Genomic DNA, 16,707 nt, shown 5'->3' with positions numbered 1-16,707 from the left:
CAGGACACCCTTTGGGCAGCAATTTTGGCGATTCCGCGATCACGGATTGTGTACATAAGTTAACAATTCGCGAGCCCCACACTTAGGCGTCCGCTGTCATGTCCGCAATGACCCTCTCCCCACGCGAGCTTCCCCAAGGTGACCTCTGGGTGTTCGGCTATGGCTCGCTGATGTGGCGTCCCGGTTTCGACTTCGTCGAGCAGGTGCCGGCACGGCTGATCGGCGAGCATCGCGCGTTGTGCGTCTACTCCTTCGTCCATCGCGGCACGCCCGAAAAACCCGGGCTCGTGCTCGGCCTGGATCGCGGCGGGGCCTGTCGCGGGATTGCGTTCCGGGTTGCGGAAACAAAACGCGACGAGACGATCGCGTATTTGCGGGCTCGCGAGCAGGTGACCTCGGTCTACCGCGAGGTGACACGCTCTGTATGGCTCGAAGGCGACGCGCGCGAGCGGGTGAGCGCGCTGGTCTACGTGGTCGATCGCGGCCATGTGCAATATGCCGGCCGGCTGTCGCTGCAGGAGCAGCTGCGTCATGTCCGCCAGGGTCACGGCCAATCCGGCGCCAATCGCGACTACGTGATCTCGACCGTGCACGCGATCGAAGCGCAGGGTTTTCGCGACACGCAGTTGCATCGGCTGGCGACGATGTTGCACGACGACGGCCACTCGCTGCATCTGCCGTCCGGAGGCGCGGCGTGACGCGCATCAAGCCTGCACTTCGGCCGGCACGCGGCCGAACAGTTGCGCCTGCTCGGCCTGCCCCGCGGCGACGAGACGGCCGGTCGCCTCCTCGATCATGGTTTGGAGGCGCGTCATGAACTCGTCGCGCGGCAGGCCCGGCGGCAGCGGATCGAGAAACTCCACCACCAGCGTGCCGGGATAGCGGAGGAACGTGCGGCGCGGCCAGAACAGACCCGAGTTCAGCGCCACCGGCAGGCAAGGCACGCCGCAATCCGTGTAGATCAGGCCGACGCCGCCCTTGTAGTCCGGCGGCGCGCCCGCCGGGCGCCGCGTGCCCTCCGGAAAGATCACGAACTGCCGGCCATACTTCACCTCTTCCGCAGCCCGCCGCATCACCTGCTTCAAGGCGCGGGCGCCGGAGCTGCGGTCGATGGCGATCATGTTCGCCTTGAGCAGATACTGCCCGAACAAGGGAATCCGCAGCAGCTCGCGCTTCAGCACGAAGAACGGCGCGTCGAAGAAGTGCAGCAGCGAGATCGTCTCCCACATCGACTGGTGCTTGGCGGCGACGATCAGCGGCCCCTTCGGGATCTTCTCGACGCCGCGATACTCGACGCGGATGTTGCAGATGGCACGCATCAACAGGATGTTGCTCTGGCCCCACCAGTTCGCCACGCGCAGCAGCGCCTTGCGCGGCATCGCGAGCGTCGGCAGCGCGACCAGCGCCCAGAATACGAAGTTCGGATAGAACAGGATGTTGAACAGGAGCGAACGCAGGAAGATCGAGACCATCAGAAACCCAGTTCAATTGGCTTGCGCCGTCGCCGGCCGGCGCGGCACCGAGCCCGTCGGCGGCTCGGCCTCGGGCACGAGATCGATACCGAGATCGGCAAGTCGCAGCCGCACCTCTGCGGCGACATATTTGGCATATTCGGACAGCAGCAGCCTGAGCGTCGGCGCGCTGGTCCACCACGGCTCGTCGCGCCATTTCTCGCCGACGACGGCATAGGGAATGAGATCCATGCTCGGCATCGCGTGCGACAGCTCCACGATGGCGCGCGGCATGTGATAGTTCGACGTCACCACGATCAGCGACTTGAAGCCGCGCTCGCCGGCCCAGCGCCGCGTCTGGGCGGCGTTGCTGCGGGTATTGATCGCCGAATAGTCGAGATCGACGCAGCAATTGATGAACGACCGCGCCTCCGGCAGCGACCTGGTGATGTCATTCGCATCATTGGTCGGATGAACGCCGGAGATCAGCAGCCTGCGGCCGTAGCCACCGGCGAGAAGTTCCACCGCGTCCGACACGCGGGACGAGCCGCCGGTCAAGACCACGATGCCGTCCGCCTTGCGCTCGGGCTTGATCTCGGCGCCGCGCAGCTGCGACAGGAAGCCGACGAAGCCGACGGCGGCGACGAAGAAACCGAGTCCCAGCGTCGCCACGGCGCCGGCAAGCGCGCGCCCCGCCACCACATAGAGCGGCAGCTTGCGTCTGCTATCGTCGGTCTCTGGCCCCATGCCGTGCCTGGATCGTCCTTGGCTGCTGGTGCGCGACGCCATGCCGTCGCGCGATCCCGTCGTTCAAGTCCGGGAGCGCTGGCAGGTTTCGCCGGTCCCCCGATCACGTTCGCTCGCCGCCATCCTGGCGCACGACCGTGCCCGTGTTCGTGACCCCGCTCACCCCTGTCCTGCCTCACCCGACGCAAACGATTTTAGGCGGTTTTCGGGCGGAGTGAAATCCGCAACCAAACGGCTGGGGACAGACCACCGTCAATCGATGCTCGCCAATGTCGTGAACAGGGTGCGGCGCGCGGCCCAGCCCGTCACCGCCGCGATTACGATCGCCTGCAGCGCGATCACCACATAACCGATGGGCCGCAGCGAGAACGTTCCGAGCAGCGCGGCGAACTGATCCCCGACCGGCGTGCCGGAGAACCAGTTTGCGATCGACTCCGAGAAGCCGAAGCCGAGCATCGCCAACCCGCCGCCGATCACGCCGCCTTCTAGGCCGAGCTGAAGGAAATGACGCAGGAAATGATTGGCGATGTAGCGGTCGCCCGCGCCGACGAAATGCAGCACCTCGACGATCGGCCGGTTCGCCGCCATGGCGCCGCGGGTCGCGAAGGACACCGAGATGATGGTCGCCGCGATCACCAGCAGGAGGATGCCGAAGCCGGCGAACAGCGTGGCGCCGGTCATCGACCGCATCCGCTCGATCCAGGCGCGATGATCATCGACGCTGGCGGTCGGCACGACCTGCGCAACCCGTGTGCGCAGCGCCCCGAGATCGAATGGCGTGCCCGGCTGGACCCGGGCGATGATGACGCGCGGCACCGGCAGTTCGTCGAACGACAGGCCGCTGCCGAGCCACGGCTCCAGCAGCTTGCTCGACTCGTCCTTGCTGAACGGCCTGACCTCGACGATGCCGGACTGCGCCCGCATCGCTTCCGTCACCAGCGCCGTGTCGCGCTCCAGATCACGGCCGGTCCGCGGGCGCACCTGCACCGTGATCTCGCTCGCCACCTCCGACTGCCATTCGGCCGCGGACTCGCTGACCAGCAGCACCGCGCCGGTGGTGATCGAGGCCAGGAAGGTCATGATCGCCACCACCGCAACGAGGGCGCGGCCGGCGATCGAGGCACGCGGCACGATGGGGGACACGATGCGGGCCTGCGCCGGCAGCTGCGGGCGGTCATCGCCGAGATCGACCAGAAGGCCGCGATCGTCTACGCTACTCATAGATGTGCAGCCGTCCCTGATGCAGCACCAGCCGGCGGGCCTCGTACTGGTCCATCAGCGTGATGTCGTGGGTTGCGATGATCACCGCCGTGCCCGAGCGGTTCAACTCGATGAACAGCCGCAGCAGCCGGCGTCCGAGCGTCGGATCGACGTTGCCGGTCGGCTCGTCCGCGAGCAGTAGTTGCGGCCGCGAAATGACGGCGCGCGCGATCGCCGCACGCTGCTTCTCGCCGCCCGACAGGATCGGCGGCAGCGCATCCATGCGCTCGCCGAGGCCGACCCATTTGAGGAGATCGATGACCTCCTTGCGATAGCTCGACTCGTCGCGCCCCATCACGCGGAAGGGCAGCGCGACGTTTTCATAGGTGGTCATGTGGTCGAGCAGCCGGAAGTCCTGCAGCACGATGCCGATCCGCTTGCGCAGATCGGCGATTTCCTCCTTGCTGAGCAGCGAGATGTCATAGCCGAACAGGTTGACCAGCCCACGGGTCGGCCGCAGCGACAGAAACAGGAGCTTGAGCAGCGACGTCTTGCCGGCGCCCGAAGGGCCGGTGAGAAACTGAAAGGAATGGGCCGGAATCTGGAAAGTGAGGTCGCGGAGGATTTCCGGCCCCAGTCCATAGCGCAGCCCAACATTTTCGAACCGAACCAAAGCGTCAGCTCCGTCGGACGGCGTGCGGAACCGACCCGCGCGCCACAACCCCGGTGGTACGATAGCCCGATTGAGCGCCCGTTATGGTTTCCGGTTCGTTAATGGTTGCCATGTACCATTCGTACGATTGAGTTCCGAAGTTCGTCCACATGGGGGTCCTTGTAGCACGAACTGCCGGAAACAAAGCGGCAATGGCCGTTTGGAGAACAGGCGCGATGTTCATCGTTTGCCCCCATTGTACGACGTCTTATGCCATCGACGTGGCAACCCTGGGTATGGCGGGCCGCAGCGTGCGCTGTGCCCGTTGCAAGGAGGTCTGGCTGGCCCGCCCCGAGGACGCCGTCGAGGCGCCTGCGCCGATGCCGGCGATGGCCGAGGCCGACGCGGCCCCTGCGCCGCGCGATGCAGCCGACGAATGGGAGGCCCTGGCCCGGGAGGAACCCGACGAACAGCCGCCGGAGGTTGACAGCCCGCCGATCGCCGCCGGCTGGCCCGAGGATGTCGCCGCGGAGGAGCCCAGCGATGCATCCGCCGAAGCCGAGCCGCAAGACCGGCCCGCGCGCCTCGCCGGCCTTACCAGACATCTGAAGCGCCCGTCCTTGCCGGATTTTCCGGGCAGGAAGCTGCTCAAACTGCCAGCGCTCACCGCCGCCATGGCGGCGGCCGCGATCGCGCTCGTCTTCTGGCGGGCGGACGTCGTCCGGCTGCTGCCGCAGACGGCATCGTTCTACAGACTCGTCGGGCTCGATGTGAACCTCCGCGGGCTGTCCTTCAAGGACGTGAAGATCGCGACCGAGACCGTGGACGGCAAGCCGGTGCTGGTGATCGAAGGCACCATCGTGAGCATGACCAAAAAGGCCGTAGACCTGCCCCGGCTTCGGTTCAGTGTGCGCGACGCGCAGGGCATGGAGATTTATGCCTGGAACGCGCTGCTCGAGCAGACCGCGCTCAAACCCGGTGAACGCACGACGTTCAAGTCGCGCTTGGCCTCGCCCCCTCCCGAAGGCCGCAATATCGATATACGGTTCTTCAATCGGCGCGATCTCGCCGCCGGCAGTGCATGATGGTTCCGGTCTCGTGGGTCGCCCGCGGGGCCCACGAGACGGAGACGAAACGACATGTCGCGCGTGCTGATCGCCGACGACGAGGATTCGATGCGGACGCTGGTCGCCCGCGCGATCGCGATGGACGGCCACGAGACGGTCACGGCGCAGGACGGCGCCGAGGCGCTCGACATTCTCACCCGCGAAAACGGCGCCTTCGACCTGCTGCTGACCGACATCCAGATGCCCGTAATGGACGGCATCGCGCTGGCGCTGTCGGCGGCGCGCGATTTCCCCGATCTGACGATCCTCTTGATGACCGGCTTCGCCCACCAGCGCGAGCGCGCCTCCAATCTCAGCGCCATCGCGCATGACGTGATCACCAAGCCGTTCTCGGTCGCCGACATCCGCACCGCAGTCGCCGACGCACTGGCCTCGAAGGCGGCGAAGGCGTGAGGCGCTGCACTCCCATTTTCCGCCGTCATCCCGGCGAACGCCGGGATCGATAATCACCGGCGGTCGTTGAAACACCACGCTGGTCCTCCATCTCGCGCAAGTCACGTCTCACTTGGGCTATGGGTCCCGGGTCGGCGCCTCGCCGTCGCTTCGCGACGTCGCGGCTTGCTCCGGGACGACACCTTTGTCTTGGCGCGCGCAGGCGATCCCCGCGGCATCTCATGCCCGAGCTGTGCTGATCATCGTCACCCTCAAAAGTCGGAGGGCGCAGGGAATGCCGGGTGAAGGCCTCACCCATGGCCCGCCTGCGGAAAGAAATGCAGGCGGCAGGTACCACAGGTTCAGCCGACATTCCGGCATTCCCTGCGCGATGGGTTGACGGCTGCTTCGCGATCTCCCCGGTGCGCCGGCTTGTTGGCCACCGTCGTCCACGCCGTGCTCTCCGCAGCAGCGCGCACTTGACCTCAGCGTCGGGAGGCCAGGACCACGCGACTTGACCGTCCGCAAGCGCCCGTTCGTCCGCACATCGATGAAGACATGCTGCGAGCTCTCGCGGCCATCGCATCCCCGCCTCGCGTGTCGTGACGATCGCGCGCAACGCCCCTTCCGAGTGAGGCGGGATGCGCGGAAATGTGCAGGTGATTTGCCCGACGACACAAGGCTTGAGCCGTGCGACAAACTGGCTCGACGGGCAATTGGCACAGGGGAGCCATGAGCAAATTGCCCGTCGGGCGTATCAGCAGCAACGAACTCAGTGGACGTTCCTCGCAGGCGTCTCACATCGGGTGTCGTCCCGGGCAAGCTCGGCAACGCGCAGCGTTGACGGGCGCTGACCCGGGACCAATACGCTGCGGCGGATGTGGCTGGGCGAAATCGATCTGCCGTCGTGCCTCGAACCTCCCCCCTGGGGATATGGGTCCGGATCTGCGCACGCGTACCGCGCGCTTGTCCGGGACGACACCGAGTTTGTTGCTCGACATTCGCGCCTCATGCACTCAGCGCGCGCATCTCCGCATACAGATCCGACTTGCCTTCGAAGCCGATGCCGGGGAGATCGGGCATGGTGATGTGGCCGTCGACCACCTTCACCCCGTCGGGGAAGCCGCCATAGGGCTGGAACAGGTCGGGATAGCTCTCATTGCCGCCGAGGCCGAGGCCGGCGGCGATGTTGAGCGACATCTGGTGGCCGCCATGCGGGATGCAGCGCGACGGCGACCAGCCGTGGGTCTTGAGCACGTCGAGCGTGCGCAGATATTCGCACAGGCCATAGGACAGCGCGCAGTCGAACTGCAGCCAGTCGCGGTCCGGGCGCATGCCGCCATAGCGGATCAGGTTGCGGGCGTCCTGATGGCTGAACAGGTTCTCGCCGGTGGCCATCGGGCCGGGATAGAAGTCGGCCAGAGTCGCCTGCAGATGATAGTCGAGCGGATCGCCGGCCTCCTCGTACCAGAACAGCTGGTAGTCACTCAACATCTTGGCGTAGGCGATCGCCGTCTCCAGGTCGAAGCGGCCATTGGCGTCGACGGCGAGCTGATTGCTCGGGCCGATCTCCTCGAGCACGGCTTCGATGCGCCGGCGGTCCTCGTCGATCGGCGCGCCGCCGATCTTCATCTTCACGACGTTATAGCCGCGCTCGAGATAGCCGCGCATCTCGCGGCGCAGGGCCGAGAGATCCTTGCCGGGATAGTAGTAGCCGCCGGCGGCGTAGACGAAGACGCGCGGATCGGCCTTGCGGTCGTGACGCTCTGCGAGCAGGCGGAACAGCGGCTTGTCCGCGATCTTGGCGACCGCGTCCCAGATCGCCATGTCGAGCGTGCCGACCGCGACCGAGCGCTCGCCGTGACCGCCGGGCTTCTCGTTGCTCATCATCGCCGCCCAGGCCTTGTCGGGATCGATGTTGTCCCTGGTCGCATCCAGCAGCGAGGCCGGATCGGCCTCCAGCAGGCGTGCGCGAAACCGCTCGCGGATCAGGCCACCTTGGCCGTAGCGGCCGTTGGAGTTGAAGCCGTAGCCGACGACGGGTCGCCCGTTGCGTTCCACGTTGGTGATGACCGCGACCAGGCTCGACGTCATCTTGGTGAAGTCGATATAGGCGTTGCGGATGGGTGATGAGATCGGCTTCGTCACCTCGCGGACGTCGACGATGCGGATGGTCATGGGTCTTCTCCTGGTCGTGGTCGCGCGCTGCCCCTAGAGCGAAGCGCCTGCGCAGATGGTGATGCTCTGTCCGGTGATGGCGCCTGCCTCGCCCGACAGCAGGAAGGCGGTCAGCGCGGCGACTTCCGCGGGATCGACGAAGCGGCCCATCGGCGGCAGCACCGGCGCGGTGCCGGCGCGGCCGGGATCGCGCAGGAACGGCGTGTCGGTGGCGGCCGGCGCGATGACGTTGACGGTGATGCGGCGCGGCGCCAGCTCGATCGCCCAGGAGCGCGCGAGGCCCGTGAGCGCCGCCTTGGTCGCGGCATATTGGCTGCGTCCCGCGGCGCCATTGGCGGTGCGGCTGCCGATCAGCACGATGCGGCCGCCGTCGCTCATGTGGGGAGCCAGCGCATTGGCCAGCGCCTCGGCCGCGCCGACATGGACTCGCCACATGCCCTCGCCATTGTCGGGCGCGAGCTCGCCGAGCCGGCCAACGCGCATGTAGCCGGCGGCGTGAACGAGCGCGGTCACCGAGCCGATGTCGGCAAGTCGCGCAGCCAACGCATGGGAGTCGCCGAGCTCGGCCTGCAAGCCGGCGAAGCCCGCATGCGAGAACGGCGACGGCGCGCGATCGATCCCGGTCACGCGCCAGCCGCTGGCCAGCAGGTGCTCGGCAATGGCGCGGCCGATGCCCGAACTGGTTCCGGTCACCACCGCGTGGCGAACACCGGAGCCGCTGTCGTGATGCTCTGCCGTCATCCCTTGTACGTAGCCGCCTCGGCCTTGACCTTCACCGCATCGAAATTGTTGATCGTCTCGATCAGCTCATTGGTGTAGAGCGCATTGTAGTCCTTGATGTCGAGCCCGTTCATCGCGGCTTCCGTGCGGAACTCCTGCTCGTTGATCGCGCCCATCTTGGTGTCGGCATAGGGCGGCGTATAGAGCTTGATGCGGCGGCTGATCGACTGCAGCACGGCCTTGACCGCGTCGTCCTCGCTGGCGCCCCGCGGCGCCGTCTCGGGATAGAGCTTGAGGAACGCCCTGGCGCCGGCGGCGGGATTGGCGATCAGGAACTGCGAGGCCTTGCACACCGACCGGCCGAAGCCGATCAGGAGATCGCGATCCTTCTCGAACGTTGTGGGCATCGCCATCAGGAACTGGCCGCCGACCATCGGGATGGTGGTCGGTCGTGGCAGATAGGCCAGCTCGATGCCGGCGGCCTCGATCTGGCCGAAGCCGGTGTCGAAATAGGCGAGCGCATCGATGACGCCGCGCTGCAGGGCGACGCCCGCCGGCGTGCCGTTGCCGACGGCGACGAAGCTCACATCCTTCTCCGGATCGAGACCGAGCGCCTTCAGCACGTTCTTGGTCACCGGATATTCGGTGGCGCCGAAATCGGAGACGCCGATCTTCCTGCCCTTCAGATCCGTATAGCTCTTGAGCGCCGAACCGGGCGGAACGGCGATATCCCATTTGTAGGGGTAAGTGTACTGATAGAACATTTTGGCGCCGCTCCATTCGCCCTTGGCGAGCAGCGGCAGCGCCGTCGAGGGCACGCCCACGCCGATCGCCACGGTGCCGCGATCGGTCGCGACCTGGACATTGGCGTTGGTGCCGAGCGCCTGAACGTCGAGCGAAAAACCTTCCTGCGCGTTGTAGCCGAGCGCTTCGCCGATCACGCAATTGATGACGGTGGCGTTGAGCGCCTTGAGCCCGACGCCGAAGCGGAGCTTCTTGGCGTCAGCCGCCATCAGACCGGCCGGCACACTGCTCATCAGCAGCGCCGCGCCGGCGCTGCCCTTCAGGAATGACCTGCGCGATACCATGTTCGTTCCTCCCGTTCTTATTTCTTTCTGTTCGCACCCCAATGCACGACCTTGGACTCGCACCAGCGCACGATCCCGTGCAGTACGATGCCGAGCACACCGAGGATGATCAGCGCGGCGAACACGCCGGCGACATCCGACACCGCTTGCGCCTGGGTGATCACGACGCCCATGCCACGCTGCGCGCCGAGAAACTCGGCGACGATGGCGCCGAGCAGCGCGTACACCACCGCCATGTCGAGGCCGGCGAAAATGAAGGGCGCGGCGTTGGGCAGCTTGACGATGCGATAGGTCTCGAAGCGCGAGGCCGACAGCGAGCGCATCAGGTCGATCCGCTCCGGCTCGACGGCGCGCAAGCCCGTAAAGCTGTTGATCAGTACCGGGAAGAACGACAGCAGCGCCGAGATCGCGATCTTCGAGCCGTCGCCAAAACCGAACCAGATCACGATCAGCGGCGCGATTGCCACCTTCGGCAGGCTCTGCAGTGCGAAGGCATAGGGCATCACGAGGCGCTCGATGGCTTCGACTTCGGCCATCAGCGAGCCGATCACGAGGCCGAGACCGACACCGATGGCGCAGCCAGCGGCGGCGTTGCTCAGCGTGCTCCATAGCGGCAGATAGTAGCCGAGCGGGCTCGCCGGGCTGACGGCAAGGCCGGACCACAACGCACGGATGACGGCCTCGGGCTTCGGCAGGATGTAGGACGGGATGTTCAGCAGCTTGACGGCGGCGATCCAGCTCAGGACCAGCACGGCGAGACCGATCCACGCGATCGGCGAGCCCAGGCTGAGACGGCGGCGTGATTTGGGCGGGTGCTGGGTCATGGCGGGCGCGGCGATGTTGGCGAGATCAGTCATGGCCGTGCTCCTGGGCATTGAGCAGTCCGCGGACCTCCTTGGCGAGCCGCGCGTAGTCCGGATGCAGCACGATGTCGTCGAACGTCCGGGGCCGCGGGATCGGGACGTGAAGATCGGCGAGGATGCGGCCGGGGCGTGCCGACATCACGACGACGCGGTCAGCCAGGAAGATCGCCTCGGAGATCGAGTGCGTGATCAGCAGGATGGTCTTGCGGTTCTCCTGCCAGATCCGCTGCAGTTCGAGGTTCAGCCGCTCGCGCGTCAGCGCATCCAGCGCGCCGAACGGCTCGTCCATCAGCAGGATTTCCGGATCCCGCGCGAGCGCGCGGCAGATGCCGGCGCGCTGCTGCATGCCGCCGGACAGCTCGTAAGGGTATTTGTCGCCGAAATCGCCGAGGCCGGTGACGGCGAGCAGGCGCTCGATGCGCTCGCCGGCTGGCGCATGCTGGCCGCCGACGCGCAGGGGCAGTTCGACATTATCGCGCACCGTCATCCACGGCAGCAAATTGGCGGCCTGGAACACGACGCCGACCTTGCGCGAGGGACCGGCGACCTTCTCGCCATCGAGCAGCAGGCGCCCCTCGCTGTAGCTGTCGAGACCTGCGAGGAGACGCAGCAAGGTGCTCTTGCCGCAGCCGGAGGGGCCGACGACGCAGACGAATTCGCCCGGCTTGATGTCGAGGGAGATGCGGCTCAGCGCATGCACCGCCGCGCCGGAGGCGGAGACGTAGGTCTTCGAGACCTGGTCGATCGCGATCAGCACGTCGTCCGGCGCAGTGCGCCGGGGTGCGGTCTCGACATCCATCATCAGCATGAGCGTCCACCCGGAATCTTGTTCGTTGATTTGGCCACGGCAGCCGGGTCAGGCCCGGCTGCCGCGTCGTCGCGAACTCAGGCCGCAGCCTGCACCGTCAGTCCGGCCGCGGCCACCGCGGCGCGGATCGCGGCCATCTCATCGGCGCTCGGCGCATGCGTCGGCGGACGCACGGTGGCGTCGCGAATGACGCCTGCCACCTGCATCGCGGCTTTCATGCGGCCATGGGCCTCGCCGGTCGGCTCGCCCGCGCCATACACCGCGTCCTTCAGCGGATCGATCATGCTTTGCAGCTTCATGGCGAGCTTGAGATCACCGGCGGTGACGGCGGTGAACAGATCGTGGATCAGGTCCGGTATCAGCGAGGCGAAGCCGACCAGCGCGCCGTCGACGCCCTGCACCATCGAGGCCAGCAGATATTCGTCGTGGCAGGTGAGCAGCGCCTTGTGCGGCGCCGCCGCGCGGATCGCCTTGAGGTCGCGGGCGTATTTGTTCATCTCGCGGGTGCCGATCTTGAACGCCTGGACGTGATCGAGGCGGGCGAGCTCGGCGAGCAGCTCCGACGAGAACGAGGCGCGCGTCCAGGCCGGATAGACGTGCACGATCAACGGCAGCCTCGTCGCCTCGCCGATCGCGCTGAAGTAATCAAGGCAATGCTCGCGCTTGAAGCCGAAGCGCAGCCAGTGATGTGGCGGCATGATATCGAGCGCGGCGGCGCCGGCCTCCTTGGCCATCAGCGCATGCTCGATGCCGTCCTTGATGCCTTCGCAGACGACGGAGGAGATGGTCGGGCAGATGCCGGTGAGCGCCTTGGCGACTATGCGCGTGACCTCCGCGCGCTCCCTGGCTGTGAGGCTGAACACCTCGCCGGTGTGGCCATTGGTCATGATGCCGACGATGCCGCGGCGCTTGCCTAGCCAGGCCGCGTAGCGCGTCAGCTCCGCCTCGTCGATCGAGTGGTCGGCGTTGAAGGGGACGGCGATCGCCGGGATGATCCCCTTGAAGTTGGTCATGACGCTCATGTCGGGTTCCTCGTGAGTTCTGGTGTCATCGGTTGGAAACGGTGGCGGTGGCGCCGCCCATGGCTTCGAGCGCGCGCGACAGCTGCGCGGCAGCGCGCAGCAGCGGCGCCACGCCCATGCGCTCGAACGCCTCGGCCGAGATGCGCATCGTCGGCGCGGCGACGCTGATCGCAGCGAGCGGAACGCCGTCGCGATCGACGACGGGAGCCGCGAGCACGCACAGCCCCGGCGCGTTCTCCTGATTCGAGAGTGCGTAGCCGGCGGTCTTGACGTGGCGCAGGCGCTGCAACAGCGCGTCGAGATCGGTGATCGTCGTCTCCGTGCGCTTGATGCGCGGCTGCGCCTCGAGCACCTCGATCTGCGTCTCCACCGGCAGCAGCGCCAGCAGCGCCTGACCGACAGCGGTGGAATAGACCGGCGCGCGGCTGCCGATGCGGACGTCGACGCCGAGCCGGACGAGGCCGGCCTGGATGCGCTCGACATAGACGATGTCGCTGCCGTCGAGCACCGCGAGCGAGGCGGCCTCGTTCATCTCGCCGACCAGACTCCGGAGAATTGGCCGCGCCTGGTCGCGCAGCTCGGATCGCGCGATCGCGTTGAAGCCGAGGTCGAGGCATTTCAGCGTCAGGCGGAAGCGGCGCGTGTCTCCGACCTTCTCGACGTAACCGAGCATGACGAGCGTGTTCAGCAGCCGGAACGTGGTGCCCTTGTCGAGCCCCGCGCGGCGCGCGACGTCGGCGAGCACCAGTTCGGGCTCCTCGCTGGTGAAGGCATTCAGCACCTGAAAGCCCTTGGCCAGCGACTGCACGACGCTTTTCCCGGCCTTGGTTTCCTCGTCCACGGGAGGCTCCGACGTTTCCTGCTTGACGCCCGTCTCGATGGCGGACATTCTCAGCTTGCTAGGGTTCGGATTGCGAACTATAGTTCGTATATTCAAGCTGCGTTGTCGACGCCTGTCAAGGGGCGAGCCGTCGCGTGCGCATGGCGCTCACCGGGCCGCTTGAAATTCGTCTCCGCCGCATGATCTCTCCCCGACGCGCTGCGCATCCGGCGGCGCCTGCAGGAGATCCGCGTGAGCGTTGCATTCACCAAGGAAGAGAGCGCCGAGACGGCTGCGGAGACGATGCTGCCGGACCGGCCGGTCTCACCGCACCCGAACCTCGTCACCGAGGCGGGGCTGAAGGCGCTCGAGGATCAATTGCGCCAGGCGCAGGCGGCCTACGAGGCGGCGCAAGCGATCGAGGACGTCAACGAGCGCCGGCGTGAGCAGGCGCTGCCGTTGCGCGATGCACGCTATTTCTCGGCGCGGCTGCGCACCGCGCAGGTGATGCCACCGCCCGCCTCCACCGCGACGATCGCGTTCGGCAGCACGGTGACGTTCAGGCGCGGCGACGGCCGCGTGCAGACCTACGCAATCGTCGGCGAGGACGAAGCCGACCCGAAGCTCGGCATGATCTCCCACGTCGCGCCGGTCGCGCGGCTGCTGATGGGCAAGGCGGTCGGCGACGTGATCGAAGCATCGGGCCAGGAGCTGGAAATCCTGAGCATCGCATAAGCGCTCAACGCATCAGGTGAGCTTCCGACATGCGCATCGGCATCATCTCGGACACGCACGGCCTGCTCCGCCCGGAAGCGAAGCAACGCCTCGGCGGCGCCGATCACATCATCCACGCCGGCGACATCGGCCGTCCTGAGATCATCGATCATCTCCGCGCCATCGCACCGGTCACCGCGATCCGCGGCAACATCGACAGCGAGGAATGGGCGAAGGCCTATCCTGCGACCCAGACCGTCGAACTTGGCGGCAGACGCTTTCATGTCGTGCATGACGTCCATGATCTCACAATCGATCCGGCTGCCGAGGGCATCGACATGGTCATCTTCGGCCACTCGCATCGCGCCCGCATCGAGACCCGCGATGGCGTGGTCTACTTGAATCCCGGCAGTGCGGGACCGCGTCGCTTCAAGCTGCCGATCACGCTGGCGACGCTCGATATCTCTCCGGGCAGTCTGTCGCCGTTGATTCACGATCTCGGCGGCGGCTGAATGGCGAGAGGGCGCCCAGGGGCGCCCTCCGCAACTGATTAGGCACACCGCGATCAGAACCGATCGGCGAGCGCCATGCCGGGATCGCTGAACGAGGGACGGCCGGTCTCGATGTGGCCGGCGACGCGGCGGTAGAAGCTGTCGTCGGTGTCGCTGGTGACGACGAAGTCGTACCACAGGCCGGACTTGCGCAGGTGCCAGTACAGCTCGCCGTGGTGGCCGGGCGCCGACGCCTTCACGGTCCACGAGGTCGACGGGCCGCCATGGCTCGGGCCGGGGAAGAAGCTCGGCGCACCGAAGCCGAAGCCCGGAGCATCGAAATCCGGCGCCGGACGGAAGCCCGGGACGGGGCCGAAGCCGACCAGATGCACGTCGGGCCGCGGACCGAAGCCCGGGCACATCGGCTCCAGCGCGGCCGACACCGACGCCGTGACGGCCTGCAGCGGTCCATAGATCGCGTTGGACTTCACCGCGAAATTCACGCGGCCCTGGCCGTCGTTGCGCAGCTGCATGTGCAGGCCGCCCTCGAACAGGTTGTAGCCGACGAAGATCTCGGGGTTGGCCGCATGTGCCTGCCTGACCTTGCCGACATCGCCCTTGAAGTGACGATGGAAGCCGTTCGGGCCGAGCACCCAGAGATCGTACAGCCCGTCAGGGCCGACGCTCCATTCGTCATCCAGCATCTTGCCGGCCTCGACGGTGTAGCGGCGCGGAATGAGATCGAGATGCCGCTTGTCGTAGACATGGAAGACGGCGCCGGCGAAGCCGGTGTTGGCAAACAGCAGCTTCACCTTGCCCGCGGCAGCATCGACCTTCGCGGTGGCGTGCAGGATGTAGGGCAGCGGGCGGGAGTAGCGCGCGCCGGTCTCCTGGAACAGCGGCTGCGGCGTCGCGGGAGCGACGGGCGCCGGCAAGGTCTTCTGGTGCGCATCCGAGGCCTGCCAGTTGCTCTGGTCGGGCAGCTCCGGGAAGCGCGGATCGTTCGGGCTGGCGAAATCGAACGCGGAGGTCAGATCGCCGGAAACAGCGCGGTGCCACGGGCTGATGGCCTCGACCTTGATGCCGAAGCGCTTCTCCAGGAAGCGGCCGACCGAGGTGTGGTCGAACACCTGCGAGTTGACCCAGCCGCCCTTGCTCCACGGCGACACCACATACATCGGCACGCGCGCGGAGAGGCCCCAGGGCCGGATGTTGCCGCTGATCGTATCGGTCGCGGTGAGGACGTTGCCGACGGTGTTGGAGAAATACTCGCCGTCGAGCGGCAGGGTCGCCTTGCCCATCAGTCTGCCGTTGATGTCGTAGGACGGCACGGCCGGCGCCGGCAGATGATCGAAGAAGCCGTCGTTCTCGTCGAAGGTCAGGAAGAAGACGGTCTGGCTCCAGACCTCCGGGTTGGCCGTCAGCGCCTCTAGCACCTGGTCGGTGAAATTGCCGGCGCGGGTCGGGCTGCCGCCGCCGGGATGCTCGGAGTTCGCCTGCGTCGGCAGGATCCAGGACACCTGCGGCAGGGTGCCGGCCATGACGTCGGCCTTCAGCCGGTCGAGATAGTCCGGACCGCCGGTCAGGCCGTGCACATAGTTCGGATCGTTCGGCTGTGCGTGGCGGAAGCTGGAGAACGCGAGACAGCCGTGCATAGCGCCGGTCCAGTTGTCGTTCATGTCCTGATAGATGTGCCAGCTGACGCCGGCCTTGTTCAGGAGATCCGGCAGCGTGTCCCAGTTGAAATCGCTGCCGACATATTTGTAGCTCGCCTGCGGCTGCGGCTGGCCCGCGACCCAATTGTGCGGGTTCGGCCAGCAGCGCAGATTGTTCGGCTCGGCATCGTTGGTGGTGGAGTTGATGCCCTGCGCGCGCAGCGCCGGATTGAAGTTGGAGCCGGACCAGAACACGATGCGGTTGGGATCGGTGCCGGTGGTGATCGAGGCGTGGTAGGCGTCGCAGATCGTGAACGCCTCGGCGAGCGCGAACTGGAACGGGATATCGTCGCGGCCGAAATAGCCCATCGCATAGGGCGTCTTGTACTTCGCCCAATAGCCCATCTTGCCCTGATTCCACGCCGCCTGGCTGTCGCCGAAGGAATGCGGCGTGCCGTAGCCGACCAGCGCGTTGGAGGTGGTGGAGTCGCGGTGATAGGGCGGGATCTCGCGGGTGCCGTCGGACTGGAACCAGACCGGCTTGCCGCTCTCCAGCGGGATCGGGAAACGGTCGCCGAAGCCGCGGACGCCGCGCAGCGTGCCGAAGTAATGGTCGAAGGAACGGTTCTCCTGCATCAGGATGACGATGTACTTGACGTCCTGAATGGTGCCGGTCCGGCGCCGCGCCGGAATGGCCAATGCCTGGCGGATGCTGGCGAAGGTCGCCGCCGCCGTGGCGCCTGCGAGAAAGTCGCGACGTGTTGTCATGATGTTTCGGCCTTCTGAAATCCTGGAGAGG

General features: G+C 66.6%; 17 protein-coding genes. 5 read left to right on the top strand and 12 right to left on the bottom strand.

Features of this window, described 5'->3' with window-relative positions; genetic code table 11:
• The first annotated feature begins 98 nt into the window (after positions 1 to 98).
• Positions 99 to 698 carry a gamma-glutamylcyclotransferase gene (locus ACQR0Z_RS05350; RefSeq protein ID WP_434917894.1) on the top strand — a complete coding sequence of 200 codons (600 nt, stop codon included), beginning with the start codon at positions 99 to 101 and terminating at the stop codon, positions 696 to 698.
• Positions 699 to 704: 6 nt separating this feature from the next.
• On the opposite strand, the gene ACQR0Z_RS05345 is transcribed toward ACQR0Z_RS05350, so the two are convergent.
• The 4 genes from ACQR0Z_RS05345 to ftsE all read right to left on the bottom strand — a co-directional run bounded on the left by ACQR0Z_RS05345 (position 705) and on the right by ftsE (position 4,071).
• Positions 705 to 1,472, bottom strand: coding sequence for a lysophospholipid acyltransferase family protein (locus ACQR0Z_RS05345; RefSeq protein ID WP_434917893.1), 768 nt, complete (start codon positions 1,470 to 1,472; stop codon positions 705 to 707).
• A 12-nt stretch (positions 1,473 to 1,484) separates the two neighbouring features.
• A complete protein-coding gene (locus ACQR0Z_RS05340; RefSeq protein WP_434859862.1) occupies positions 1,485 to 2,198 on the bottom strand; it encodes a YdcF family protein in 714 nt (237 codons plus the stop codon).
• 252 nt (positions 2,199 to 2,450) lie between these two features.
• Entirely contained in the window at positions 2,451 to 3,419 is a 969-nt protein-coding gene (locus tag ACQR0Z_RS05335) for a cell division protein FtsX (RefSeq protein WP_434917892.1), read from the bottom strand.
• Positions 3,412 to 4,071, bottom strand: coding sequence for a cell division ATP-binding protein FtsE (gene ftsE, locus ACQR0Z_RS05330; protein ID WP_008962119.1), 660 nt, complete (start codon positions 4,069 to 4,071; stop codon positions 3,412 to 3,414). Before ftsE ends, ACQR0Z_RS05335 begins: the two co-directional genes overlap by 8 nt.
• A 215-nt stretch (positions 4,072 to 4,286) precedes the next feature.
• Here ftsE and ACQR0Z_RS05325 point away from each other — a divergent pair, with 215 nt between their 5' ends.
• On the top strand, positions 4,287 to 5,135 hold the full coding sequence (locus ACQR0Z_RS05325) for an MJ0042-type zinc finger domain-containing protein (protein ID WP_434917891.1): 849 nt from the start codon (positions 4,287 to 4,289) through the stop codon (positions 5,133 to 5,135).
• Between the two features lie 54 nt (positions 5,136 to 5,189).
• The gene (locus tag ACQR0Z_RS05320) at positions 5,190 to 5,570 is read left to right on the top strand and encodes a response regulator (protein ID WP_434859859.1); all 381 of its coding nucleotides are present in this window, start codon (positions 5,190 to 5,192) and stop codon (positions 5,568 to 5,570) included.
• Positions 5,571 to 6,557: 987 nt separating this feature from the next.
• Here ACQR0Z_RS05320 and ACQR0Z_RS05315 read toward each other — a convergent pair.
• From ACQR0Z_RS05315 to ACQR0Z_RS05285, 7 genes are all read right to left on the bottom strand, one after another.
• Positions 6,558 to 7,727, bottom strand: coding sequence for a mandelate racemase/muconate lactonizing enzyme family protein (locus ACQR0Z_RS05315; protein ID WP_434879612.1), 1,170 nt, complete (start codon positions 7,725 to 7,727; stop codon positions 6,558 to 6,560).
• A gap of 33 nt (positions 7,728 to 7,760) precedes the next feature.
• Positions 7,761 to 8,468, bottom strand: a complete 708-nt coding sequence (locus ACQR0Z_RS05310) for an SDR family NAD(P)-dependent oxidoreductase (protein ID WP_434859857.1) — start codon at positions 8,466 to 8,468, stop codon at positions 7,761 to 7,763.
• Positions 8,465 to 9,535 (bottom strand): ABC transporter substrate-binding protein, encoded by a 1,071-nt coding sequence (locus tag ACQR0Z_RS05305; protein WP_434879613.1) that lies wholly within the window; start codon positions 9,533 to 9,535, stop codon positions 8,465 to 8,467. The genes ACQR0Z_RS05310 and ACQR0Z_RS05305 overlap by 4 nt, the downstream gene beginning before the upstream one ends.
• Before the next feature lie 17 nt (positions 9,536 to 9,552).
• Positions 9,553 to 10,392, bottom strand: coding sequence for an ABC transporter permease (locus ACQR0Z_RS05300; RefSeq protein WP_434879614.1), 840 nt, complete (start codon positions 10,390 to 10,392; stop codon positions 9,553 to 9,555).
• Complete coding sequence (locus ACQR0Z_RS05295; RefSeq protein WP_434879615.1) at positions 10,385 to 11,206, bottom strand: ABC transporter ATP-binding protein; 822 nt, start codon at positions 11,204 to 11,206, stop codon at positions 10,385 to 10,387. Before ACQR0Z_RS05295 ends, ACQR0Z_RS05300 begins: the two co-directional genes overlap by 8 nt.
• Positions 11,207 to 11,283: 77 nt before the next feature.
• Entirely contained in the window at positions 11,284 to 12,228 is a 945-nt protein-coding gene (locus ACQR0Z_RS05290) for a dihydrodipicolinate synthase family protein (protein WP_434917890.1), read from the bottom strand.
• 25 nt (positions 12,229 to 12,253) lie between these two features.
• On the bottom strand, positions 12,254 to 13,117 hold the full coding sequence (locus tag ACQR0Z_RS05285) for an IclR family transcriptional regulator (protein WP_434917889.1): 864 nt from the start codon (positions 13,115 to 13,117) through the stop codon (positions 12,254 to 12,256).
• A gap of 183 nt (positions 13,118 to 13,300) precedes the next feature.
• Between ACQR0Z_RS05285 and greA the strand changes: the two genes are divergently transcribed.
• Positions 13,301 to 13,783: a transcription elongation factor GreA gene (gene greA, locus ACQR0Z_RS05280; RefSeq protein ID WP_434879618.1), complete on the top strand. Its 483-nt coding sequence runs from the start codon at positions 13,301 to 13,303 to the stop codon at positions 13,781 to 13,783.
• A gap of 29 nt (positions 13,784 to 13,812) precedes the next feature.
• The gene (locus ACQR0Z_RS05275) at positions 13,813 to 14,274 is read left to right on the top strand and encodes a metallophosphoesterase family protein (RefSeq protein WP_434917888.1); all 462 of its coding nucleotides are present in this window, start codon (positions 13,813 to 13,815) and stop codon (positions 14,272 to 14,274) included.
• Positions 14,275 to 14,327: 53 nt separating this feature from the next.
• On the opposite strand, the gene ACQR0Z_RS05270 is transcribed toward ACQR0Z_RS05275, so the two are convergent.
• Complete coding sequence (locus ACQR0Z_RS05270; RefSeq protein WP_434917887.1) at positions 14,328 to 16,676, bottom strand: phosphocholine-specific phospholipase C; 2,349 nt, start codon at positions 16,674 to 16,676, stop codon at positions 14,328 to 14,330.
• Positions 16,677 to 16,707 lie beyond the last annotated feature (31 nt).

It is taken from the genome of Bradyrhizobium sp. HKCCYLS3077 (assembly GCF_051167555.1).
GTDB lineage: Bacteria > Pseudomonadota > Alphaproteobacteria > Rhizobiales > Xanthobacteraceae > Bradyrhizobium.
This window is presented reverse-complemented; position numbering and strand designations above follow the sequence as displayed.

Bases quoted from the DNA above. Each gene is read 5' to 3' on its own strand.
- ACQR0Z_RS05350 (WP_434917894.1), top strand. From the start codon at position 99: ATGTCCGCAATGACCCTCTCCCCACGCGAGCTTCCCCAAGGTGACCTC.
- ACQR0Z_RS05345 (WP_434917893.1), bottom strand. From the start codon at position 1,472: ATGGTCTCGATCTTCCTGCGTTCGCTCCTGTTCAACATCCTGTTCTAT.
- ACQR0Z_RS05340 (WP_434859862.1), bottom strand. From the start codon at position 2,198: ATGGGGCCAGAGACCGACGATAGCAGACGCAAGCTGCCGCTCTATGTG.
- ACQR0Z_RS05335 (WP_434917892.1), bottom strand. From the start codon at position 3,419: ATGAGTAGCGTAGACGATCGCGGCCTTCTGGTCGATCTCGGCGATGAC.
- ACQR0Z_RS05325 (WP_434917891.1), top strand. From the start codon at position 4,287: ATGTTCATCGTTTGCCCCCATTGTACGACGTCTTATGCCATCGACGTG.
- ACQR0Z_RS05320 (WP_434859859.1), top strand. From the start codon at position 5,190: ATGTCGCGCGTGCTGATCGCCGACGACGAGGATTCGATGCGGACGCTG.
- ACQR0Z_RS05315 (WP_434879612.1), bottom strand. From the start codon at position 7,727: ATGACCATCCGCATCGTCGACGTCCGCGAGGTGACGAAGCCGATCTCA.
- ACQR0Z_RS05310 (WP_434859857.1), bottom strand. From the start codon at position 8,468: ATGACGGCAGAGCATCACGACAGCGGCTCCGGTGTTCGCCACGCGGTG.
- ACQR0Z_RS05305 (WP_434879613.1), bottom strand. From the start codon at position 9,535: ATGGTATCGCGCAGGTCATTCCTGAAGGGCAGCGCCGGCGCGGCGCTG.
- ACQR0Z_RS05300 (WP_434879614.1), bottom strand. From the start codon at position 10,392: ATGACTGATCTCGCCAACATCGCCGCGCCCGCCATGACCCAGCACCCG.
- ACQR0Z_RS05295 (WP_434879615.1), bottom strand. From the start codon at position 11,206: ATGCTGATGATGGATGTCGAGACCGCACCCCGGCGCACTGCGCCGGAC.
- ACQR0Z_RS05290 (WP_434917890.1), bottom strand. From the start codon at position 12,228: ATGAGCGTCATGACCAACTTCAAGGGGATCATCCCGGCGATCGCCGTC.
- ACQR0Z_RS05285 (WP_434917889.1), bottom strand. From the start codon at position 13,117: ATGTCCGCCATCGAGACGGGCGTCAAGCAGGAAACGTCGGAGCCTCCC.
- ACQR0Z_RS05275 (WP_434917888.1), top strand. From the start codon at position 13,813: ATGCGCATCGGCATCATCTCGGACACGCACGGCCTGCTCCGCCCGGAA.
- ACQR0Z_RS05270 (WP_434917887.1), bottom strand. From the start codon at position 16,676: ATGACAACACGTCGCGACTTTCTCGCAGGCGCCACGGCGGCGGCGACC.